The sequence below is a fragment of the Mesorhizobium sp. B2-6-1 genome (genome assembly GCF_006440475.1).
GTDB lineage: Bacteria > Pseudomonadota > Alphaproteobacteria > Rhizobiales > Rhizobiaceae > Mesorhizobium.
On the sequence record NZ_VFUH01000002.1, the window covers coordinates 456,605 to 476,980 of the forward strand.

Annotated in this window: 20 protein-coding genes; 15 read left to right on the plus strand and 5 right to left on the minus strand. The window is 64.4% G+C overall.

Features of this window, described 5'->3' with window-relative positions; genetic code table 11:
- Positions 1-17: 17 nt before the first annotated feature.
- On the plus strand, positions 18-665 hold the full coding sequence (locus FJ443_RS06860) for a GNAT family N-acetyltransferase (protein WP_181168572.1): 648 nt from the start codon (positions 18-20) through the stop codon (positions 663-665).
- A 62-nt stretch (positions 666-727) separates the two neighbouring features.
- Here the strand turns inward: FJ443_RS06860 and FJ443_RS06865 are convergent, their stop codons facing one another.
- Together FJ443_RS06865 and FJ443_RS06870 are read right to left on the minus strand one after the other, a co-directional pair.
- Positions 728-2,374: an acetolactate synthase large subunit gene (locus tag FJ443_RS06865; RefSeq protein ID WP_140663278.1), complete on the minus strand. Its 1,647-nt coding sequence runs from the start codon at positions 2,372-2,374 to the stop codon at positions 728-730.
- Positions 2,375-2,516: 142 nt separating this feature from the next.
- Positions 2,517-3,419: a LysR family transcriptional regulator gene (locus tag FJ443_RS06870; RefSeq protein WP_140514537.1), complete on the minus strand. Its 903-nt coding sequence runs from the start codon at positions 3,417-3,419 to the stop codon at positions 2,517-2,519.
- Positions 3,420-3,522: 103 nt separating this feature from the next.
- Between FJ443_RS06870 and FJ443_RS06875 the strand changes: the two genes are divergently transcribed.
- From FJ443_RS06875 to FJ443_RS06885, 3 genes are all read left to right on the plus strand, one after another.
- Entirely contained in the window at positions 3,523-4,512 is a 990-nt protein-coding gene (locus FJ443_RS06875) for a zinc-dependent alcohol dehydrogenase family protein (protein WP_140555575.1), read from the plus strand.
- A gap of 254 nt (positions 4,513-4,766) precedes the next feature.
- A complete protein-coding gene (locus FJ443_RS06880) occupies positions 4,767-5,063 on the plus strand; it encodes a zf-TFIIB domain-containing protein (RefSeq protein ID WP_140648984.1) in 297 nt (98 codons plus the stop codon).
- Positions 5,064-5,131: 68 nt separating this feature from the next.
- Positions 5,132-6,121, plus strand: coding sequence for a Tim44 domain-containing protein (locus FJ443_RS06885; protein ID WP_140497638.1), 990 nt, complete (start codon positions 5,132-5,134; stop codon positions 6,119-6,121).
- 299 nt (positions 6,122-6,420) lie between these two features.
- On the opposite strand, the gene FJ443_RS06890 is transcribed toward FJ443_RS06885, so the two are convergent.
- Positions 6,421-7,518 carry a lactonase family protein gene (locus FJ443_RS06890; RefSeq protein ID WP_140663281.1) on the minus strand — a complete coding sequence of 366 codons (1,098 nt, stop codon included), beginning with the start codon at positions 7,516-7,518 and terminating at the stop codon, positions 6,421-6,423.
- Positions 7,519-7,717: 199 nt separating this feature from the next.
- Between FJ443_RS06890 and FJ443_RS06895 the strand changes: the two genes are divergently transcribed.
- From FJ443_RS06895 to FJ443_RS06930, 8 genes are all read left to right on the plus strand, one after another.
- Positions 7,718-8,269 carry a MaoC family dehydratase gene (locus tag FJ443_RS06895; RefSeq protein WP_140520944.1) on the plus strand — a complete coding sequence of 184 codons (552 nt, stop codon included), beginning with the start codon at positions 7,718-7,720 and terminating at the stop codon, positions 8,267-8,269.
- 2 nt (positions 8,270-8,271) lie between these two features.
- Positions 8,272-9,432, plus strand: a complete 1,161-nt coding sequence (locus FJ443_RS06900) for a CaiB/BaiF CoA-transferase family protein (protein WP_140663283.1) — start codon at positions 8,272-8,274, stop codon at positions 9,430-9,432.
- Positions 9,433-9,464: 32 nt separating this feature from the next.
- Complete coding sequence (locus tag FJ443_RS06905) at positions 9,465-10,610, plus strand: extracellular solute-binding protein (protein WP_140663397.1); 1,146 nt, start codon at positions 9,465-9,467, stop codon at positions 10,608-10,610.
- Positions 10,611-10,632: 22 nt separating this feature from the next.
- Positions 10,633-11,820 (plus strand): ABC transporter substrate-binding protein, encoded by a 1,188-nt coding sequence (locus FJ443_RS06910; RefSeq protein ID WP_140663285.1) that lies wholly within the window; start codon positions 10,633-10,635, stop codon positions 11,818-11,820.
- A gap of 72 nt (positions 11,821-11,892) precedes the next feature.
- Positions 11,893-12,630 carry an ATP-binding cassette domain-containing protein gene (locus FJ443_RS06915; RefSeq protein ID WP_140497628.1) on the plus strand — a complete coding sequence of 246 codons (738 nt, stop codon included), beginning with the start codon at positions 11,893-11,895 and terminating at the stop codon, positions 12,628-12,630.
- A complete protein-coding gene (locus tag FJ443_RS06920) occupies positions 12,623-13,363 on the plus strand; it encodes an ATP-binding cassette domain-containing protein (RefSeq protein ID WP_140497625.1) in 741 nt (246 codons plus the stop codon). The genes FJ443_RS06915 and FJ443_RS06920 overlap by 8 nt, the downstream gene beginning before the upstream one ends.
- Entirely contained in the window at positions 13,360-14,310 is a 951-nt protein-coding gene (locus FJ443_RS06925; protein WP_140497623.1) for an ABC transporter permease, read from the plus strand. Before FJ443_RS06920 ends, FJ443_RS06925 begins: the two co-directional genes overlap by 4 nt.
- Position 14,311: 1 nt before the next feature.
- Positions 14,312-15,280 carry an ABC transporter permease gene (locus FJ443_RS06930; protein ID WP_140663286.1) on the plus strand — a complete coding sequence of 323 codons (969 nt, stop codon included), beginning with the start codon at positions 14,312-14,314 and terminating at the stop codon, positions 15,278-15,280.
- A 14-nt stretch (positions 15,281-15,294) separates the two neighbouring features.
- Here the strand turns inward: FJ443_RS06930 and FJ443_RS06935 are convergent, their stop codons facing one another.
- Both FJ443_RS06935 and FJ443_RS06940 read right to left on the minus strand, forming a co-directional pair.
- A complete protein-coding gene (locus FJ443_RS06935) occupies positions 15,295-16,131 on the minus strand; it encodes an amidohydrolase (RefSeq protein WP_140520947.1) in 837 nt (278 codons plus the stop codon).
- 62 nt (positions 16,132-16,193) lie between these two features.
- On the minus strand, positions 16,194-16,979 hold the full coding sequence (locus FJ443_RS06940) for an IclR family transcriptional regulator (protein WP_140497617.1): 786 nt from the start codon (positions 16,977-16,979) through the stop codon (positions 16,194-16,196).
- A gap of 168 nt (positions 16,980-17,147) precedes the next feature.
- On the opposite strand from FJ443_RS06940, the gene FJ443_RS06945 reads away from it, so the two are divergent.
- The 3 genes from FJ443_RS06945 to FJ443_RS06955 all read left to right on the plus strand — a co-directional run bounded on the left by FJ443_RS06945 (position 17,148) and on the right by FJ443_RS06955 (position 20,376).
- Positions 17,148-18,467, plus strand: a complete 1,320-nt coding sequence (locus FJ443_RS06945; RefSeq protein WP_140663288.1) for a sugar ABC transporter substrate-binding protein — start codon at positions 17,148-17,150, stop codon at positions 18,465-18,467.
- A gap of 146 nt (positions 18,468-18,613) precedes the next feature.
- Positions 18,614-19,510 (plus strand): sugar ABC transporter permease, encoded by an 897-nt coding sequence (locus FJ443_RS06950; protein ID WP_140663290.1) that lies wholly within the window; start codon positions 18,614-18,616, stop codon positions 19,508-19,510.
- Positions 19,510-20,376: a carbohydrate ABC transporter permease gene (locus tag FJ443_RS06955; protein ID WP_140497611.1), complete on the plus strand. Its 867-nt coding sequence runs from the start codon at positions 19,510-19,512 to the stop codon at positions 20,374-20,376. Before FJ443_RS06950 ends, FJ443_RS06955 begins: the two co-directional genes overlap by 1 nt.

Below are 20,376 nucleotides of genomic sequence, written 5' to 3' on the forward strand. Positions count from 1 at the left end.
GGGAAGGTCGAGGACAGATGTTGGTCACCGAAGGCAGATTGCCTGATGAAATCACCAATCTAACGGTCGGCTATCGGCGGGTCCCGGCCGGCAAGATCGTCAATGCGGTGACATGGATGGAAGCGCGCGCGCCGGTGCCGGGTCTCGCGCGGCCGTTGACCATGACAAGGATCACGAAACCCGACAGTGCTTCCTACCGTGCAATCTTCCTGGAGATCGGCGCTCCCTGGCTCTGGGATCGCGCTGCCGAAATGTCGGATGCCGAGATCGCCACGCATTTCGCCGATCCGCGCCAGCATCTCTATCACGGCCATGATGAAAGCGGCGCCCATGTCGGCATGGTCGAGTTCTCGGCGGCTGAGGACAACGAGATCGAGATCACCTATTTCGGCCTGTTCCCTTCCCTGACCGGCCGCGGCTTCGGCAAGCGGCTGATGGCCGGCGCGCTCGACCAGGCATGGCGTCTCCGGCCCAGCCGCATTTGGCTGCATACCAGCAGCTTCGACCATCACAGTGTCATCGGTTTCTACAGGGCCTGCGGATTTGAGCCCTTTGCGACCGGCTTCGAAATCGCCGACGATCCCAGGATCAAGGGAACACTGCCGCGTGACGCCGCGCCGCAGATTCCCCTGATCGAGACGGAATGGTCCCCCGACGCCAGATGAAAACGCCTTCGCAACCAGCCAGCCAGGCATCGCGGCATCGACGGCCTTGGCGCCGGCCGCCGTCAGGTCGCCTGCACCGCTGGCAGCCGCTCACGCAATTCGTCGACGAGCACCCTGATGTTTTCGGAATAGTCGATGGGCACGACGACGAGATGCACGCCGCCGCCGGCAAAAGACTGTTCCAGCGCCGGCCGGAATTCGGCGATCGCGCCGACCCTGGTTCCCTTGGCGCCATAAGCCTCGGCGTATTTGACGAAATCGGGATTGCCGAAGGTCATGCCGAAATCCGGAAAGTCGTCGACCGCCTGTTTCCAGCGGATCATGCCATAGGCGTGGTCCTCGAGCAGCAGGACGACAAGATTGAGCTTGAGCCGGACGGCGGTCTCCAGTTCCTGGCTGTTCATCATGAAGCCGCCATCGCCGCAGATGGCCATGACGCGGCGCTGCGGATGGAGCAGTGCCGCCATCATCGCCGACGGCAGCCCCGCGCCCATGGTGGCCAGCGCATTGTCGAGCAGCAGCGTGTTGGCCATGCGCGTGCGGTAGTTGCGCGCGAACCAGATCTTGTACATGCCGTTGTCGAGGGCAAGGATCCCGTCGGCGGGCATCACGGCGCGCACGTCATGCACGATGCGTTGCGGCGTGAAGCGGTCTTCCGTGGCGCGCGCGGCGATGCGGCTCAGAATGCCTTCGCGCAACGGCAACAGGGCCTGCGCGTTGGGGATCTTGCCCTCGATGCGATCCGCCAGCAGCGCCAGCGAAGGGCCGAGGTCGCCGACGATCTCGGTCTGCGGGAAATAGACCTGCTCGACATCGGCGGTTTGATAGCCGACATGAATGACCTTCGGCCCGTTGACGCCCATGATGAAGGGCGGCTTCTCGACCGTGTCGTGACCGATGGTGATGATCAGGTCGGCCTGTTCGATGGCCTCGTGCACGTAGTCGCGTTCCGAAAGGGCCGCCGTTCCCATGTAGAGTTCGGTGCCGCCGGGCACGGTGCCCTTGCCCATCTGCGTGGTGAAATAGGGAATTTGGGTGCGCAGCACGAACTGGGCGACATCGGGCGTGACGCGCGGCCGCGACGCCGCGGCGCCGAACATCAGCAGCGGACGTTTGGCCTCGATGATCATGCGGGCGGCGCGGTCGAGCGCGCCCGCACCGGCCAGCGGCAGTTCGACCGGATGCGTCGGCACCAGCGGAACCGGATCGCACTCCGCCGCCGCAATGTCTTCCGGCAGTTCCAGATGCACGGGACCCGGCCGCTCTTCCTGCGCGACGCGGAAGGCTTCGCGCACCAGCGAGGGGATCATTTTGGGCGAGACGATCTGGCGCGACAGCTTGGTCAGCGGTTTCATCGCCGCGACGATGTCGACGATCTGGAACCGCGCCTGCCTGGACGACAGGATTCCCTTCTGGCCGGTGATCATGATCATCGGCATGGCGCCGAGCAGCGCATAGGCCGAGCCGGTCGTCAGATTGAGCGCGCCGGGGCCGAGCGTGGTGATGCACACACCTGGCTTGCCGGTGAGCCGGCCATAGGTCGCGGCCATGAAGGCGGCCGCCTGCTCGTGACGGGTCAGGATGAGCTGGATCGAGGAGCGGCGGACGGATTCGACGATGTCGAGATTCTCCTCGCCCGGAATGCCGAATATCCGGTCGACCCCTTCGTTCTCGAGGGCCGCCACGAACAGATCCGAACCTTTGGTCATCAACCGTCTCTCCCGCAATGCGCGTGCATGCCGCCAGCTTTGCCCCATATCACATTGGAAAGCGATGCCTCAAAGAGCCGGAGGCGCCTCTCCACGGAATGTCCGCGCGATCCAAAACGAGAGTGGCCGCGAGCGCTGGCGATCAAGCCATCCGTTTCGGCAAGGCGGCCGCCAGCGCATCGACGGCCAGCCGAACTTTCAGCGGCAAGTGAGGCGTCTGCAGCCAAAGGGCGTGGCAGTCATAAAGATATCGCGGCTGGTCCGGCAAGAGCTCGACCAGCGCGCCTGCCTGAATGCGCTCGCGAACCAGCCACCATGGCAACCAGGCGAGCCCCATGCCCTCGGCCGAAGCATCGGCGATGGCATCGAGATCGTCGAGCCGCAGCCGGCTGCCGGGCATGATCTCCTGTGCTGGTTGTCCTTCGCGCGGGAACAGCCAAGGCTGAACGGCTTGGCCGAGCCGGCGATATACGATGGCATGATGATTGGCGAGATCTTCGATCCGCCGTGGCTCGCCCTGAATTTTCAGATAGGACGGCGCCGCACAGACAATCATGTCCTGGCTCGCGACGCGGCGCGCGATCACGCCTGCCCTGTCCTCCAGATCACCGGTTCGGATGGCAAGATCGTAGCCGTCCTCGGCAAGATCGGCGAAGCGGTCGCTGAGCGACAGATCGAGTTCCAGCATCGGATATTGCCGCGCCAGTTTCAGCAGCACGGGTGTTACGCAGTGGCGGCCGAAATGCGCCGGCATGGTGACGCGCAGCTTGCCCCGCGGCTCCGAGATTTGGCCGGCGGCAAGTTGATCGGCAGCTTCGGCCTCGGCCAGCACCAGCCGACAGCGGTCGTAGTAGGCGCGTCCGAACTCGGTGAGGTTCTGCCGGCGCGTGGTGCGGTTGAGCAGGCGCATGCCGAGACGCTCCTCCAGAAACCGGACGTGTTTGCCGACCATCGGTCCGGACAGATCGAGTGCGGCCGCGGCCGCCGCGAACGAGCCGAGGTCGACCGCCCTGACGAACACGGCCATGCTCTCAAGCCGATCCATATTCGAAACTCCTGGTTTCTACTGTTCTGCTCCGAAGGCCATTTATCCGACTTCATCTTACCGGCATAGCTCCTTTCGGTTCAGACAATTAGGAGTAGACCGAATGGCGCGCGTCGTTCGCTTTCATCGGCATGGTGGCCCCGAGGTCCTGCGGATCGAAAATGTGGATCTTCCCCTACCCGGCCCGGGCGAGGTTCAGATCCGCGTCAAGGCGCTCGGCCTCAATCGCGCCGAGGCGCTGCTGCGCGCGGGCACCTATATCGAGACGCCCACCCTGCCCTCCGGGCTTGGCCTGGAGGCCGCAGGCCTCATCGAAGCGGTCGGCGAAGCCGTGACGGGTCTGGCTCCGGGTGATGCCGTCAGCGTCATCCCGCCGCAATCGATGATCCGCTGGCCGGCTTACGGAGAGCTTGTTACCTATCCTGCCGGGCTCGTCGTCAAAAATCCGATATCACTCGACTGGCGGACCGCGGCCGCGATGTGGATGCCGTACCTCACCGCCTATGGCGCGCTGATAGACATCGCCAGGCTGCGCAACGAGGACTTCGTCGTCATCACGGCAGCCTCGAGCAGCGTCGGGCTTGCCGCGATCCAGATCGCCAACAGCGTCGGCGCGACGGCGATCGCGGTGACACGGACCTCGACGAAGAAGCAGGCCCTGCTCGACGCCGGCGCGGCTGAAGTCGTGGTCCTGGCCGAGGAGGATCTGGAGGCGCGGCTACGCCGGATCGCCGGGCCGCGAGGCGTGCGCATCGTGTTGGACGCGATCGGCGGCCCGATTTTCGAGCCGCTCGCGGCGGCGATGTCCCGTGGTGGCATTCTCATCGAATATGGCGGGTTGAGCTCCGAGCCGACGCCGTTTCCCTTGCCCGCCGTGCTTGGCAAGACATTGACGCTGCGCGGCTACCTCGTCCACGAGATCACCGGCGACCCAGCGAAGCTGGAAGCCGCCAAGGCGTTCATCCTCGAAGGGCTGGAGGCCGGCACGCTGAAGCCGATCATCGACAGGACCTTTCCATTCGAGCACATCGTCGAGGCGCATCGCTATCTCGAATCGAACGAGCAGTTCGGCAAGATCGTGGTGACGGTCTGAGCAGGGACGCCGGGGTCGTTGGCGCAGGCGCGGTACCCAACGCTCGAAGCGCAATGACGTCAGCGATGGGGAACAAATTCGATCCTCGCGGACAATGTCGCTCTTGAAGGCGCCGCTCTGTGTTCCTAACTCTCGCATGCGGGCCGGGCCCCTCTGACTGTCGCACCTCGCGACCGTGATGTCGGACCGCTTTAACGGGCCCGTTTCCATCCTTTCGGTCAAGCGGGCTCATCTCTTTTGGTTTGGAGCCCCATATGACATCGTCTTCCCTTCTTGGATTGGTTTGCCCCTCCTGCCGCGTCGCGCTCGTGATGAGCGAACGCCAGGGTATCGAGATCGATTACTGCCCGCAGTGCCGTGGCGTGTGGCTTGACCGAGGCGAACTCGACAAGATCATCGAGCGATCGGCCAAGGAGGCCTCGTCCGCGCCACAGCCGGCAGCGTTCTCCCAGCCCCAGCATGGCCGGGACCGCGATGACGACTATGCGCGCTCGCAGGGCCACCGCTATCCGAAACGGAAGAAATCGTTCTTCGAAGAGCTGTTCGATTGACCGCACGCCGGTAGCCGGCCCGACGTCTGTCGAGAATTTCCGAAACCCATCGATAAAGGTCCGTCCAGATGATTTCCCGCACAAGCCGATTTGCCGCCCTGTTTGCCGGACTGTTCCTGGCATTCTCCATGGTCGCGGTAGACCATGCCGAGGCCCGTCGCGGCGGCAGTTTCGGCAGCCGCGGCATGCGCACGTTCCAATCAGCGCCGCCGACCAGGACCGCTCCGGCGCCGACCGCTCCGGTCGAGCGTTCGATGACGCCCAATACCGGCGTGAACACCGCGGCCCGGCAGCCGCAGGCCGGCCCGCAGAGGCCCGGCTTCATGAGCGGCTTCGGTGGAACGATGATGCGCGGCCTGCTGATCGGCGGCCTGATCGGGCTGCTCCTGGGCCAGGGCTTCGGTGGGCTGGCGGGCATGTTCGGTTTCCTGCTGCAGGCCGTGCTGATCGGTGGCGCCATCATGCTGGCAATCAGGTTCTTCCGGTCGCAATCCGCGCGTGGCCCCGCCCCTGCGCTCGCCGGCGCCGGCAATGCCTCGCGATTTGAAAACCGCGCAGCCGGACAGAGCGATGCCAACAATGCGCGTTCTTTCGCCATTCCCGGCTTTGGCGGCGGTTCAGGCGGAGGCTCCGCGGCGGCCACCGGTTCCGATGAAATCCGGCTCGCCCAGACCGACCTCGACGCATTCCAGCAGCTGTTGAGCGATGTCCAGGAAGCGTTCGGGCGTGAGGATCATGCCGCGTTGCGCAAGACGACGACTCCCGAAATGGTGTCCTATCTCTCTGAAGAGCTGGCCGACAACGCGAAGAAGGGCCTCAGGAACGAGGTATCCGACGTCACCCTCCTGCAGGCCGACATCGCGGAAAGCTGGCGCGAGGATGACCGCGACTATGCCACGGCGGCCCTGCGTTATGAATCGCGCGACGTGATGCGCGAACGGGCCAGCGGCAAGGTCGTCGAGGGCGACGAGGATCATCCCACGGAGACGACGGAGCTGTGGACCTTCACGCGTCAGAATGGCTCGAGTTGGAAGCTCTCGGCAATCCAACAGGCCTGAGCTCCAGCGTGCGAACTCGCGTTGACAAAGGCGGCCTGACGACGGCCGGTCCGGCTGTGTCAGCAGCCTTCCATGGCCGGCAGCTCTCAAGATAGGAATTTTTTCTTGACTGGGTGAAGGCAACTATGGTAGATATTTATCTATGGTGCTGAGTTGCGCCAGGAACCCGCCGCGCAGGCGGGTTTTTTTCGTTCAATGCTCCGTCAACAGCTCCGGCGAAGGCACCCGTCAACCCGGATCGCCCGGCCTGAGCTCCGGCCCGTTTCCGTCCGAAGCTCGATGCCGATGTCGCGCACGGTTCACCGCACGATCTTGACGCACATCGGCGTGCCGATCTCGATGGCACGGCCGGTGTCGGTCAGCCCGCCGCTCTCGGCGTCGCGCGCGAAGATCGAGATGCGGTCGGCATTCTGGTTGGCCGAGAACAGGTGGCCGCCGGACGGCGTCAGCGCCAGGTTGCGCGGCGTGGCGCCCCCGCAAGGGACATGGCCGACGAGGCTCAGCGCGCCACTTTGCTGGTCGACGGCCATGATGACCACGCTGTCATGGCCTCGGTTGGAGCCGTAGAGGAAGCGGCCGTCGGGCGAGATCTGGATATCGGCGCAGTGATTGGCCTGGCGCGCCTCGGCCGGCACGGCCGGCCTGGCGTCGATGGTCGAGAGCTTGCCGCTTGCCTTGTCCAGCGCCATCGACACGATGGTCGAATCCAGCTCGTTCATGACGAAGACAAAACGGCCGTTCGGATGCAAGGCGAGATGGCGTGGACCGGCGCCCGGCGGCAAAGCGGATTCGGCCAGTTTGGTCAGATTGCCATCGTGCTCGATCCGGTAGGACACCAGCCGGTCGATGCCGAGATCGGCGACAATGGCCGTTCCGCCGGCGATGGTTTCGGTGACGCTATGGGCATGCGAGCGCTCCTGCCGGGCTGGATTCGGGCCAGTGCCCTTGTGCGAAACGCTGGCCAGAGGAGCCGACAAGGCGCCATCGCTGTCGAAGCCATAGACCGCGACTGCGCGATCCGGACCGCCCTCGCCCATGCCGTAATTGGCGACCAGCAGCTTCGTGTCATCGCGGGTGATGGTGTTATGCGCGGTGATGCTGCCGAGTGACGGCTGCTTGTTCAGGTAAGTGAGCGTGCCCGAGGCGCGGTCGAAGCCGTAGGCCGAAACCGTTCCTTCGCGCCAGGGGAAGACTTCCGAATTGGCGTAGAGGCGCGAACCGTCCGGCGTCACCGAAAGGAAGGTCGGATTGTCGATGTCACTGGTCTCGGCCAGCTTTCGTGTTTCCAGCGTCTCCTCGTCGAAGCTGTAGACGCCGAGGCCGACGCCGCGTGCGCCCTGAAAATAGGGCGCCTCCCGGTTCAGGCTGCCGACAAAGACCAGACAGGCATCGCGCATGTTTTCCTCCCTGTTCCGCCGGGCTCGATCGCAGCGGAAACAGCCAAAATTTCGCCCGTCCTCGCTTGCAACACAACCCCATATGTGAAAATAGTATTTACAAAAGAAGATTGACGGGAGGAGACGTCGTGCAATCTGGCGCCTTGACGCGTGTTCCGAAACCTGTGCCGTGCCTCGCGCAGTGCCAGCGGAGCCAGCGATGAACGACTTCGCACCGACCGTCGGCGTCGCCTCGACGCATCCGGCCAACATGCCCGCGGAACATGCCGCCTTGCCGGTTTGGAACGCCGAGAACTGGTTCTACGAGGACTGGCCGGTCGGCCAGAAGATCCGCTCGTTGCGCCGCACCATGGCCGAAGGGGACAGCCACCTGTTCAACACGCTGGTGCTCGACATCCATCCTTACGTGCAGGACCAGATGTTTGCCGAGACGGAGGGCATTTTCGGCAAGCGGCTGGTGGCCGGCGCCTTCGTCTTCTCGGCTGGCCTGGGGCTCGTCGCCACCAATTGCGTCAATGCGTTTTCCTATGGCTACGACAAGCTCCGCTTCATAAAGCCCGTCTTCATCGGCGATACGATCTATTCGATCCGCTCCAACCTCGATAAGACGCCGCGCTACAAGGACATGGGGCTGATCCGCGCCAGCTACGAGGTGTTCAAGGGCGAAGGCGAACTCGTTCTCTATTGCGAGCATCTGCAGACTGTGAAGTACCGCAACCCTGCCGATTTCCTCGGCAAGACGGAGAAGTAGAAATGCCGGCAGCAGCCGAATTGCCGCTTGCCGGTCTCGTCGTCGTCGACATGAGCCAGTTCCTGTCCGGGCCTTACTGCTCGCTCAGGCTGCTGGATCTCGGCGCCCGCGTCATCAAGATCGAGCGTCCGGACGGCGGCGACCTGTCGCGCCGGCTCTATCTCAGCGACACCGAGATCGGCGGTGATTCCACCATCTTCCATGCCATCAACCGGGCCAAGGAAAGCCTCGCCATCGACCTGAAGGACGAGGCGGATCTCAAGGCGTTGCGCGGCCTGCTGGCCAAAGCCGACGTGCTGATCCAGAATTTCAGGCCGGGTGTCATCGAACGGCTCGGCCTCGACTACGAGGCGGTCCGTAAGATCAACCCGCGCCTGGTCTACGCCTCGATCAGCGGCTATGGCGAGGAAGGCCCATGGGTCAAGCGGCCCGGCCAGGACCTTCTGGCGCAGGCGCGCTCCGGGGTGATGTGGCTGAACGGCGACGAGGACCAGGGGCCGGTGCCGTTCGGGCTTGCCATCGGCGACATGCTGGCGGGCGCGGCATGCGCGCAAGGCATACTGGCCGCCCTTGTGCGGCGCGGCATCACCGGCCAGGGCAGCCATATCGAAACCAGCCTGCTGGAAGCGCTGGTCGACTTCCAGTTCGAGGTACTGACCACGCATCTCAACGATGGTCGCCGTTTGCCGCGCCGCTCCAGCTTCCGCAGCGCGCATGCCTATCTGTCGGCACCTTACGGCGTCTATCCCGCCAAGGACGGTTACCTCGCCATCGCCATGACGCCGATCCCGAAACTCGCCGACCTGCTGTCGCTGGAGGAACTGGCGCCCTACCGCGACGAGCCGGCATCGTGGTTCACCGCGCGCGACGACATCAAGGCGATCGTCGCGCAGCGGATCGCCACCAGGACGGTCGACGAGTGGCTTGATGTTCTCGAACCCGCCGACATCTGGTGCGCCAAGGTGCTGACCTGGCCGGAAATGCTGGCAAGCGGGGGCTTCCAGTCGCTCGACATGCTGCAGACGGTGACGCGCGAGGACGATGTCTCGATCCTTACCACCAGTTCGCCGCTCAGAGTCGACGGCATCAGGGCCAAGGTCGACCGGGCAGCACCGCGCATCGGCGAGCATAGCGCCGCGATCCGCGAGGAGTTCGGCCTGTGATCACGCGCTTCCTCAAGCCCACGCTCAGGGGCATGACCTGGAACCATCCGCGCGGCTATGATCCGATGGTCGCCTGCTCGTCGCTGTGGAAGCAGAAAACCGGCATTGCCGTCGAATGGGACAAGCGTTCGCTGCAGGATTTCGAGTCCTTCCCGGTCGAGGAACTGGCGCGCGCCTATGATCTGATCGTCATCGACCATCCGCATGTCGGCCAGATCACCGCCGAACGCTGCCTAGAGCCGCTCGATGTCGCCGGCCGCGAGTCGGAACGCGCGGCACTTTCCTCCGGCAGCGTCGGCCAGTCCTATCCGAGTTACACATGGCAGGGGCGGCAGTGGGCGTTTCCCATCGATGCCGCGACGCAGGTCCAGGCATGGCGGCCCGATGCGCTTGGCGCACCGCCATCGCGATGGAGCGAAGTGCTCGATCTCGCCCGGCAGGGGCGCGTGCTGCTGCCGTTGCGGCCACCGCATTCGGTGATGGTGTTCTTCACGCTCGCAGGCAATCTCGGGCATGCTTGCGCGACCGACCCGTCCAACGATCTCATCGACGGCGAGGCCGGCAGCGAAGTCTTCGAGACAATGCGCGAGATTGCCGCGCTGGTCGACCCGGCCTGCTTCGAGATGGATCCGATCGCCGTTTCGGAGCGGATGGCGCAGGCCGGATCCCCGATCGTCTGCGCACCGCTGATCTACGGCTATGTTTCCTACGCGATGGCCGGGTTTCGCCCACATCGCCTGGCATTTGGCGACATCCCTGTTGTCGGATCCAGCGGCCCGATTGGCACGGCGCTTGGCGGCACAGGCATAGCGGTGTCGGCCTTCTCGAAGGCGAAAGAGGCGGCAACCGATTTCGCCTACTGGCTCGCCAGCGGCGAGATCCAGCGTGGCCCCTATGCCGCGGCCGGCGGACAGCCCGGCCATGCCGCGGCCTGGGAGGATCAGGCCGTCAATGCGGCGACCGGCAATTTCTATCGCGATACGCGCGCGACCCTGGAGGGCGCATGGGTGCGGCCTCGCCATGATGGTTACATGGCGTTCCAGCAGGCCGCGTCCGACCGCGTCAATTCCGGCATGACCTCAGGGCATCGTTCCAGCCAGGTCATTGCCGATCTCAATCGCCTGTTTCGGCAGAGCGCCCCGGCGCAGGCGACCGGCACTGCCGGTGGAGGAGCCTGAAGAAATCGAACGGAGGAGACAAATGAAAACCCTGATCCGCGGCCTTGTGGCCGCAACCGCCTTCGCCTCACTCGCAACGACAGCTTTTGCCGAAGACGTACAAGGCGTCATCAGCGGGCTGCCCGATGAACTCAAGGCGCAATATGACGGCGCGCCGCAGAAGGTGCTGCCATCGGCCTGGGACAATTTCAACCCGCCGTCCAAGCCATGGAAATGGTGCCATTCGGAATCCTACCAGGGCAACCCCTGGCGGGTCACCGTCACCAAGGAGCTGAAGCGCCTGGTCGACGGGCTGATCGCCGACGGCACCGTCTCCAGCTTCGAAGTGTCGGATTCCAACAACGACGCCAGCCAGCAGATCAACCAGATCCGCGCCTTCATCGACAAGAAGTGCTCGATCATCACCTCGATCCCGGGCTCGGCAACAGCGCTCGACGACGCCATCGATGCGGCCGCCAAGGCAGGCATCCCGTTCATCACCGCCGCCGGTTCGGTGACCAGCCCGAACGCGATCAATGTCGATTCCAACTATGCGCGCTGGGGCTACGACATGATGACGGCGATCGGCAAGGCCAAGCCTGATGGCGCCAGCATCCTGCTGGTCGAGGGCATCGCCGGCCACCCGATCGTGGTTCAGGAGCGCCAGGGCGCCGACAAGGCGCTGGCGGAAAACCCCAAGCTGAAGATCTCGCGCACGGTCAACGGCAATTGGACGGCCAATGTCACCAAGACGGTGGTGCTGCAGGCGATCGCCACCAACCCGGCGCCGATCGATGCGGTGTGGACGACAGGCAGCGAAAGCCGCGTCGTCGCGGAGGCGTTCGCCGAAGCCGGCCGGCCGGCCCCGCTGATCACCGGTTCGATCACCGGCGATGCCCTGGGCTACTGGAAGACCAATCCCGACAAGTACCGCTTCGAGGGCCATGCCGTGCTGCCGCACTGGACCGCCGAAACGCTGTTTCGCGTCGGCGAACGCATGCTCGACGGCCAGAAGCCGAAGCTGAACACGCTGCTCATTCCGATTCCGCCGGTCCACAATGCCGATCTCGGCGCCTGGTACAAGGACTGCATGACGACGGATGCCGTATCGATCTTCCCGGTGCCGCCCAAGGATCCGATGCCGGAAGAATGGCTCGACGCCTATTTCTCCAACCCGGCGCCGACCAAGGGATGGGACTATTCGAAGGTGCCAGACGCCTGCGCGAAGTGACGCCTGGGCCAGATAAGACCTCGACAAGCCGGCTCCTTTCGGAGGGCCGGCTTGCCAGCTTCGAAACGCGACATGCTTGAAATCAGAAACATATCCAAACGCTATGGCGAGACGGTCGCGCTTGCGGACGCCTCGATCGCGTTCCGGGCAGGAACCATCCACACCATCCTGGGCGAGAATGGTTCGGGCAAGAGCACCATGGTCAAGCTGCTGTCCGGCATCGTTCAGCCCGACAGCGGCACGGTCCTGCTGCAAGGCAGGCCGTTTTCGGGCGGAACCCCCTCGGCCTTCCAGGCGCAAGGCTTCGCCACGGTCTTTCAGGAAGTGCTGATCGCGCCGGACCGCAGCGTGACCGACAATATCCTGCTTGGCCTCGACGGCCTGGTCCGGCGCGCGGTTCCCCGCAACGAGCGGCGCGACAGGGCAGCCGCCGCCCTCAAACGTTTCGCCGTCACCAACGTTCCGCTCGACATGCCCGCCGGGCAGTTGCCGCTCGCAGCACAGCAACTCGTCGTTCTTGCTCGTGCGGTCGTGCGCGATCCAAAGATCCTGATCCTCGACGAAGTGACCGCAGCACTCGACTTCGCCGACCGCGAGTCCGTTTTTTCGCTGATGCGCACGCTTGCCGGCGAAGGCTGCCTGATCCTGTTCATCACCCACCGCATGGATGAGGTGACGTCGCTTTCGGATCGCATCTCGATCCTGCGCGGCGGCAGCGTGGTGCGCACCGAGGAGCGCGGCGCTTCGACGCCGGCGGAGCTTCTCAAGGCGATGGCGCCACGCACCGCCGCGGAGCTGGCGCATGGCTGATCGCGCCGCCCTCACTATCCGCGACCTCGTCATCGCACCGGACGCCAGCCCGATCATGCAGGCGGTCGCCGCCGGCGAGATCGTTGGGCTCGCCGGCCTGGATGGCCACGGCCAGGAGCTTTTCCTCGAGATGCTCGCCGGCCTAGTCGCGCCGCTTGGCGGTTCGATAACCCTCGATCTGCCCGGCGCATCCCGCGCCATCACCGGCTTCCGCAAGGCCGTATCGAGCGGCATCGCCTATCTTCCGCGCGGGCGTGCCAAAGGCATTTTCCCGACGCAATCGGTGCTCGACAATTTCGCCGTCTCGACGCTGTCTCGCGATACCCGCCTCGGCCTGATCAGCCCGGCGGCGCGCAAGGCGCGCTACGAGGCCTATCGCGAAAGGCTGTCGATATCGGCGCCTCGGCCCGACGCGCCGATCACCACCCTGTCCGGCGGCAACCAGCAGAAGGTGCTGTTGGCGCGGGCCCTGGCGCTGGACCCCGCAATGTTGCTTCTCAACGACCCGACGCGCGGCGTCGACGTAGCGACCCGGCATGTTCTCTACGACGTCTTTCGCGGGCTGGCTTCCGACGGCATGGGGCTCGTCATCCTGTCCAGCGAGATCGAGGAGATCCTTCTTCTCTGCCATCGCGTGCTGGTGTTCCGCGAAAATGAAGTCGTGGCGGAAATCGCCGGCCAGGCGATGACCACCGGGAACGTGATCGCAGCCATGTTCGGACGCGCGGCATGAGACCCTTCGCACGCATCCTGTCCCTCGGCCGAAGCGTCGGCTTCGCCGTCGTACTGCTGATCGCCCTGCTGGCGATCAATCTGATGCTGAGCCCGGCACGGTTCCAGCCGGGCTCCTGGGGTGCGCTGGTTGGTCTGGCGGCGCCGCTGATCGGTGCGGCCATCGCCTCGACGCCGGTGATCCTCGCCGGGCGCGGCGGCATCGATATTTCGGTCGGGCCGCTGATGGGCTTCGTCAACGCCATCGTGATCCAGGTGCTCTTTCTGCGCGCCGGAATATCCTCGCCGCTGGCGCTTGTTCCGGCGGCGCTGCTCATCGGTGCGCTGGTCGGGGCGGCGAACGGGTTTCTGGCGACCATCGTGCGCATCCAGCCGATCGTGGCCACGCTCGGCACCTATCTGATCCTGACGGGGGTGACGCTGACCATCCTGCCGGCGCCGATCGGCCCGGCGCCGGCCTGGCTGAAAGCCCTGGCGGGCCCACTCTCGCTTCTGCCGCTCGCCTTGATGTTCCTTTTCTGGTGGCTGGTGCGGCGCAGCCCTTATTACGACCAGCTGATGGCGGTCGGCAGCGACGATCGCGCCGCCTATACGGCCGGCGTCGACGTCACGCTCGTGCGCTTCATCGCCTATGTCATGACCGGCATCCTGGGCGGCTGCGCCGGACTGATGCTGACTGCGCTGATCGGGTCGGCCGATCCCAACATCGGCCCGACCTACACGCTGATCGCCATCGCCGCCGTGGCGCTCGGCGGTGTCAGCCTTGCCGGCGGCCGTGGTGGCGTCGCGGGTGCCGCGATCGGCGCTGTCGACATCTTCCTGCTGCAAAGCGTGCTGACGACGTTCAACGTCTCGACCTTCGTGCTGCAGATCGCCTACGGCGCCATACTGGTGCTGGCGGTGATGCTGACCGCGCTGCAGGAACGCTTTGCCATCGGGAGGCGCTGACATGGCTGGCCGAAATCTATTCGCGACAACCAATGCCCGTGTCGTCGGCGCCTTCTGTGTTGCCGCCCTTCTGCATCTTGCCGGCACCATCCTCATTCCGGGCTACTCCAGCCCGTTTGCGGTGCGCGCCATGCTGGTGCTTGCCTCGCTGCTCGCCGTCGCCACGATCGGGCAGACGCTGGTCGTCATCATGGGCGGCATCGACCTGTCGATCCCCTTCGTCATCGGCTTTGCCAATGTCGTGGCCGCGCAACTCTACGGCGATGGCTGGAATTTTGTCCTCGTCTGCGGCCTCGTCGGCGTGCTGGCGATCCTTATCGGTGGCCTGAACGGGCTGATCGCGCGCAGCCTCGACATCCAGCCGCTCATCGTCACGCTCGGCATCGGCATGGTCGTGCAAGGGCTGGTGCTTTTATGGACCGCGGGCTTCCCTTCAGGCTCCGTGCCGCAAGCGGTTTCGAGCTTCGTGTCGATCGGCGGATCGGCCGGGCCACTGCCGGTTCCATGGCTGGTGCCCTGCCTTGTCGTGCTGGTGGCGCTCGTCGTCCTGGTGCTGGAGCGGACGCCCTATGGGCGCCGGCTCTACGCACTCGGCAGCAATCCGGGTGCCGCGCCTCTGGCGCTGATCGATCCCGTCCGCATGTGGGTGATCACCTATGCGGCAAGCGCCTTCTTCGCCGCGGTGGCGGGCGTGCTGCTGCTCGGCTTCACCGGCTCGGCCTATGGCGATGTCGGGCAGCCCTACCTGTTCCAGACCATCGCGGCCGTGGTCGTCGGCGGCGCCGCGCTGGTCGGCGGGCGCGGCAGCTATCTCGGCACTATCGCCGGCGTGCTGGTGCTGACCGAGATCAACACGCTGCTGATCGGGCTCGGATTCCAGCCCTCGGCGGTGCAGGCAGCACTCGGCTTCATCATCGTGCTGCTGGTTTCGCTCTACGGGCGCGAACGGCACGTTTCGGCGACGATCTGAAGAAGCGGAGCCGGTCAAAGCCTCCAGAGCTTGCGGGCGTTCGCGGACAAGAGCTTGTCGCGTTCCGCAACGCTGCAGCCGGCAAGCAGCGCATGAGTCGCCGCCACCCAGGTCGACAGACCGCCACCCAGCGTGCAGACAGGCCAGTCGCTGCCCCAGACGACGCGGTCCCAGCCGAACGAACCTATCGTGTGTTCGACATAGGGCCGCAGCGTCTCGACCGTCCAACTGCCGGGATCCGCATAGGCGACGACGCCGGAAATCTTGGCCACGACGTTGGGACGCCGCGCGATTTCGCTCATGTGCTCGCGCCACGGGTGCTCGCCATTGCCCTTGATGTCGGGGACGCCGCAATGGTCGAGCACGAACTGGACGTCGGGCGCCAGATCGGCGAGCGCGATCGCCTTGGGAATCTGATGCGGTAGCACGACGAGATCGAAGGTGAGCCCGGTGCCGCCGAGCCGCCGGATGCTGTCCCGGAATAGCGCGCCTTCCGAGAGTTCATCGGGCATGACGTGGAGGACGCGGCGAAAACCCTTGACGAACGGCTTTGCTCGCTGGCGCTCGAGATAGGCCGCAAAATTGGCCTCTTCCGGACGGCAGGCGGCGATCGCCCCGGCCAGCATGCTGCCGGCCTGTCTCGACAGGCCTTCGACACGTTCGGTCTCGGCCTCGATATCGGCAGGGTCGACATCGACCTCCATATGCAGCACACGCTCGACGCCGACACGTTGAGCTTCCACGCCGTACTCCTCATAGGAGAAGTCCCGGTTGAGAGCGGGCACGCCGGCAAGCCACGGGTAGCGCAAGGCCGAGCGGTCGATGAGGTGCAGGTGGGTGTCGATGATCATGGCAGGGCTCCTCCCGTATCTTTCACATCATCTCACGGAGGAATTCTTCATTCAAATAAGAATTACGCCGATGAACCGACGGCCGACCCGGCCAGACGCGACAGCTTTTCACATGTGGCCAGCAGCAGTTCGATGGTGCGGGTCATGTCCGGCGCGGACGGTGCGTTGACGACGGTGATGTAAGGAATCGAAAGCGCCGCGATCGCCTTGCCGTCGGAGCCGCGCACCGGTGCCGACAGATTGTAGACGCCGGCAGTCTGCATCGAGGCCATCATCTCATATCCCCGTTCCCTGATCTGGTCGAGACGGGCAAAGAACTCGGGCGGCTGCGCCGTATTGTCGGTGCTGCGGACATGTTCGGAGATCATCATCTGGCGCTCCTCCTGCGAACGGAAAGCGAGCAGCACATGTCCCGAACCGGTGTCGAACAGGCTGATGTGGGCGCCGACCCGGATCGAGATGCCCCAGTAGTTCGGCGCCTCCTGCTGGCCGATGACCACGGCGGAACCGCGATCAAAAACAACGAGTTGGTTGGCCTGCTGCGACGTCTCCGCCAGCTCCCGCATCAACGGCGTCGCATAGGAAACCAGCCGCCGCACCGGCGCGTGCAGTTGCGCCAGGCCGAACAGCTTGAGCGTCAGTGAATACCGGTCACCGTCGAGCCGCGTGACATAGCCGCGCCGCACCAGCCGGTCCAGCATGCGGTAGAACTCGTTGGGGCTGCGGTCGAGCTTCTTGGCGATTTCCGCCTGCGTCAGGCCGCCGTCGACGCCGGCCAGCAGTTCCAGGATGTCGAGCCCCTTGTCGAGCGCAGGCGCGCGATACCGCTCGTCTTCGCTATCATCCATGGGCTTTCCCTCCAGTGAAATCGATTCTTCATATACGCAGGAATGCTGCCGGCGGAAACAAATTTCGCCTTGACGTATCCATGAATGTTTTGTTTGTATATGAATGTAGCACTTCTTGTCATCAGACGAGTTGCGGTCGCCGCCAAGGCGCACCCAGGGAGGATACCAATGAACAGACTGCTTTCCGGCGTGTGCGCCGGCGCATTGTTGCTTGCGTCAGGCGCAGGCGCAGCCCTTGCCGGCGACCTGCCCGGCAAGTTCGAAGGCGTTACCGTCGACGTGAAGCTGATCGGCGGCCAGCAATACGAAAAGCTCTACGAGCGCATCCCCGAATGGGAGAAGGCGACCGGCGCCAAGGTCAACATCCTGACCAAGAAGAACGGCTTCGACATCGACAAGGAGTTGAAGTCCGACATCGCCTCGGGCAGCACCAACTGGTGCGTCGGCTGGAATCATTCCTCCTTCGCGCCGCAGTATACCGGCCTTTATACCGACCTCAGCAAATTGCTGCCCAAGGAAGAGATCGATGCCTTCGTGCCATCGACGATCAAGGCGGCGACCATCGATGGCAAGCTGGAGATGCTGCCGCGCGCGCAGTTCGACGTCTCCGCCCTCTATTACCAGAAGAGCCTCTACGAGAACGCCGACAACAAGGCCAAGTTCAAGGCGAAATACGGCTATGATCTGGTGCCGCCGGACACCTGGAAAGAGGTCACCGACCAGGCCGAGTTCTTCGCCAACCCGCCCAATTTCTACGGCACGCAGTTCGCCGGCAAGGAAGAGGCGATCAACGGCCGCTTCTACGAGATGGTGGTGGCCGAGGGCGGCGAGTATCTCGACAAGGACGGCAAGCCGGTCTTCAACTCCGAAGCCGGCGTGCGTGCGCTCGACTGGTTCGTCAACCTCTATAAGGCCAAGGCCGTGCCGGCCGGAACCACCAATTATCTCTGGGACGATCTCGGCCAGGGTTTTGCCTCCGGCACCGTCGCCATCAACTTGGACTGGCCGGGCTGGGCCGGCTTCTTCAACGATCCGAAGTCGTCGAAGGTCGCCGGCAATGTCGGCGTCAAGGTCGCGCCGAAAGGCTCGTCCGGCAAGCGCACCGGCTGGTCCGGTTTCCATGGCTTCTCGGTGACCGAGACCTGCCCGAACAAGGAGGCCGCGGCATCGCTGGTGTGGTGGCTCACCAATGAGGACAGCCAGAAACTGGAGGCCGCCGCGGGCCCGCTGCCGACCCGCACCGCGGTCTGGGACTGGGACCTGAAGCAGGCCGAAAACGATCCTTACAAGAAGGAGGTCCTCTCCGCCTTCCAGGAAGAAGCCAAGCACGCCTTCGCCGTGCCGCAGACGCCTGAATGGATCGAGATCTCGAACGCCGTCTATCCCGAATTGCAGGCGGCGATCCTCGGCGACAAGACGTCCAAGCAGGCGCTCGACGAAGCCGCCGCCAAGGCGACGCAAATTCTCGAAGACGCCGGCAAGCTGTAGAACCGCTCCCAAGACCGCCTCCCCCATCAGGAATGGGGGAGGCGCTCGCGTCTTAAGGCGCGCACTGCCTCGGGTGTTCCCACGATGACGATGCCTGCCCCGCCCGACTCGACAGGCGGCAATCGAATGCAACTCACAGGGTCCCAATGAAGGGCTTCAAGCCATCCGCGCCATTCCTGCTGCTGCTTCCGGCGATCATCGTGCTGGCGGCGGTCGTCGTGGTGCCGTTGCTTTTGTCGCTCTATTCCAGCTTCACGCCTTTCCGCCTGACCAAGCCCGAAACGTTCTTCGTCTTTGTCGGCTTCCGCAATTATCTCTCGATCCTGGCGAACGCCGGTTTCTGGTGGGCGTTCGGCCGCACGGTTCTGTTGCTGACCATCGCGCTCAATCTCGAAATGCTGCTGGGCCTCGGCCTCGCCATGCTGGTCGAAAAGGCGACGCGCGGCCAGCGCATCCTGCGCACGCTGATGATGTTTCCGATGATGTTCTCGCCGATCCTCGTCGGCTTCCAGTTCAAGTTCATGTTCAACGACAATATCGGCCTGGTGAACAACGCCCTGCAATCGCTCGGCATCACCAGGGATGCCATTGCGTGGCTGATCGAAGGCCATCTCGCCTTCATCGCCATCTCGATCGCCGAGATCTGGTCGTCGACGGCGATCTTCGCCATCCTGATCCTCGCCGGGCTGCTCGCCATGCCCAAGGAGCCGATCGAGGCGGCGCGCGTCGACGGCTGCACGCCGTGGCAGACATTCCGTTATGTGACCTGGCCGTTCGTCATGCCTTTCGCCTACATCGCCATGACCATCCGTTCGCTCGACGTCGCGCGCGCCTATGACATCGTCAAGATCATGACCGATGGCGGGCCGGCGGGCCGCACCGAGCTTTTATGGACGCTGGTGGCGCGCACCGCCTACAGCGACGGGCGCATGGGCATGGCCAACGCCATGGCCTATTTCTCGATCCTGCTGTCGATCGCCTTCACCGTCTATTTCTTCAACAAGCTCGCCGCGGCGCGCACGCAGATCGGTGCGGAGTGGTGATGGACGAGAATTCTTCCGCCCGCCTCAAGCGCCGGCTGCTGGGCATCGCCTATCGCATCGGCCTGTTCCTGGCGATGCTGACCATCTGCCTGCCCGGCCTGTGGATCGTGCTTTCGTCGCTGCGGCCGACGGTGGAGATCATGGCCAAGCCGCCGGTGTGGATCCCGCAGCAGATCTCGTTCGACGCCTATGTCGCGATGTTCTCAGGGATCGGCAAGGGCGGCATCCCGGTCATAGAATATTTCCGCAACTCGCTGATCATCTCGGTGACCTCGACGATGATCGCGGTGGCCATCGGCATGGCCGGCGGCTATGCCTTCGCGCGCTACCGTTTCCGCGGCAAGTCGGGCGTCTTCCTCGGCCTGATGCTGACGCGCACGGTGCCGGGTATCGCGCTCTCGCTGCCGCTGTTCTTCCTTTATGTCAGGCTCGGCATCATCGACACGCATTTCGGACTGATCCTGGCCTATGTCGCGCTCAACGTGCCGTTCACCATCTGGCTGATCGACGGCTTCTTCCGCCAGGTGCCGAAGGACCTCGCGGAAGCCGCCCAGATCGACGGCTGCACCCGCTGGCAGGCCTTCTGGCAGGTCGAGTTCCCGCTTGCCGGGCCCGGCATCGCCTCCGCCGCGATCTTTGCTTTCCTGACCTGCTGGAACGAGTTCGCGCTGGCCTCGCAGCTTACCCGCTCGGTCAGCGCCAAGACCCTGCCGGTCGGCCTGCTCGACTACACGGCCGAATTCACCATCGACTGGCGCGGCATGTGCGCGCTCGCCGTGGTGATGATCATCCCGGCGCTCACCCTCACCTATATCGTCCAGAAACACCTCGTCGGCGGCTTGACCTCCGGCGCGGTGAAAGGCTGA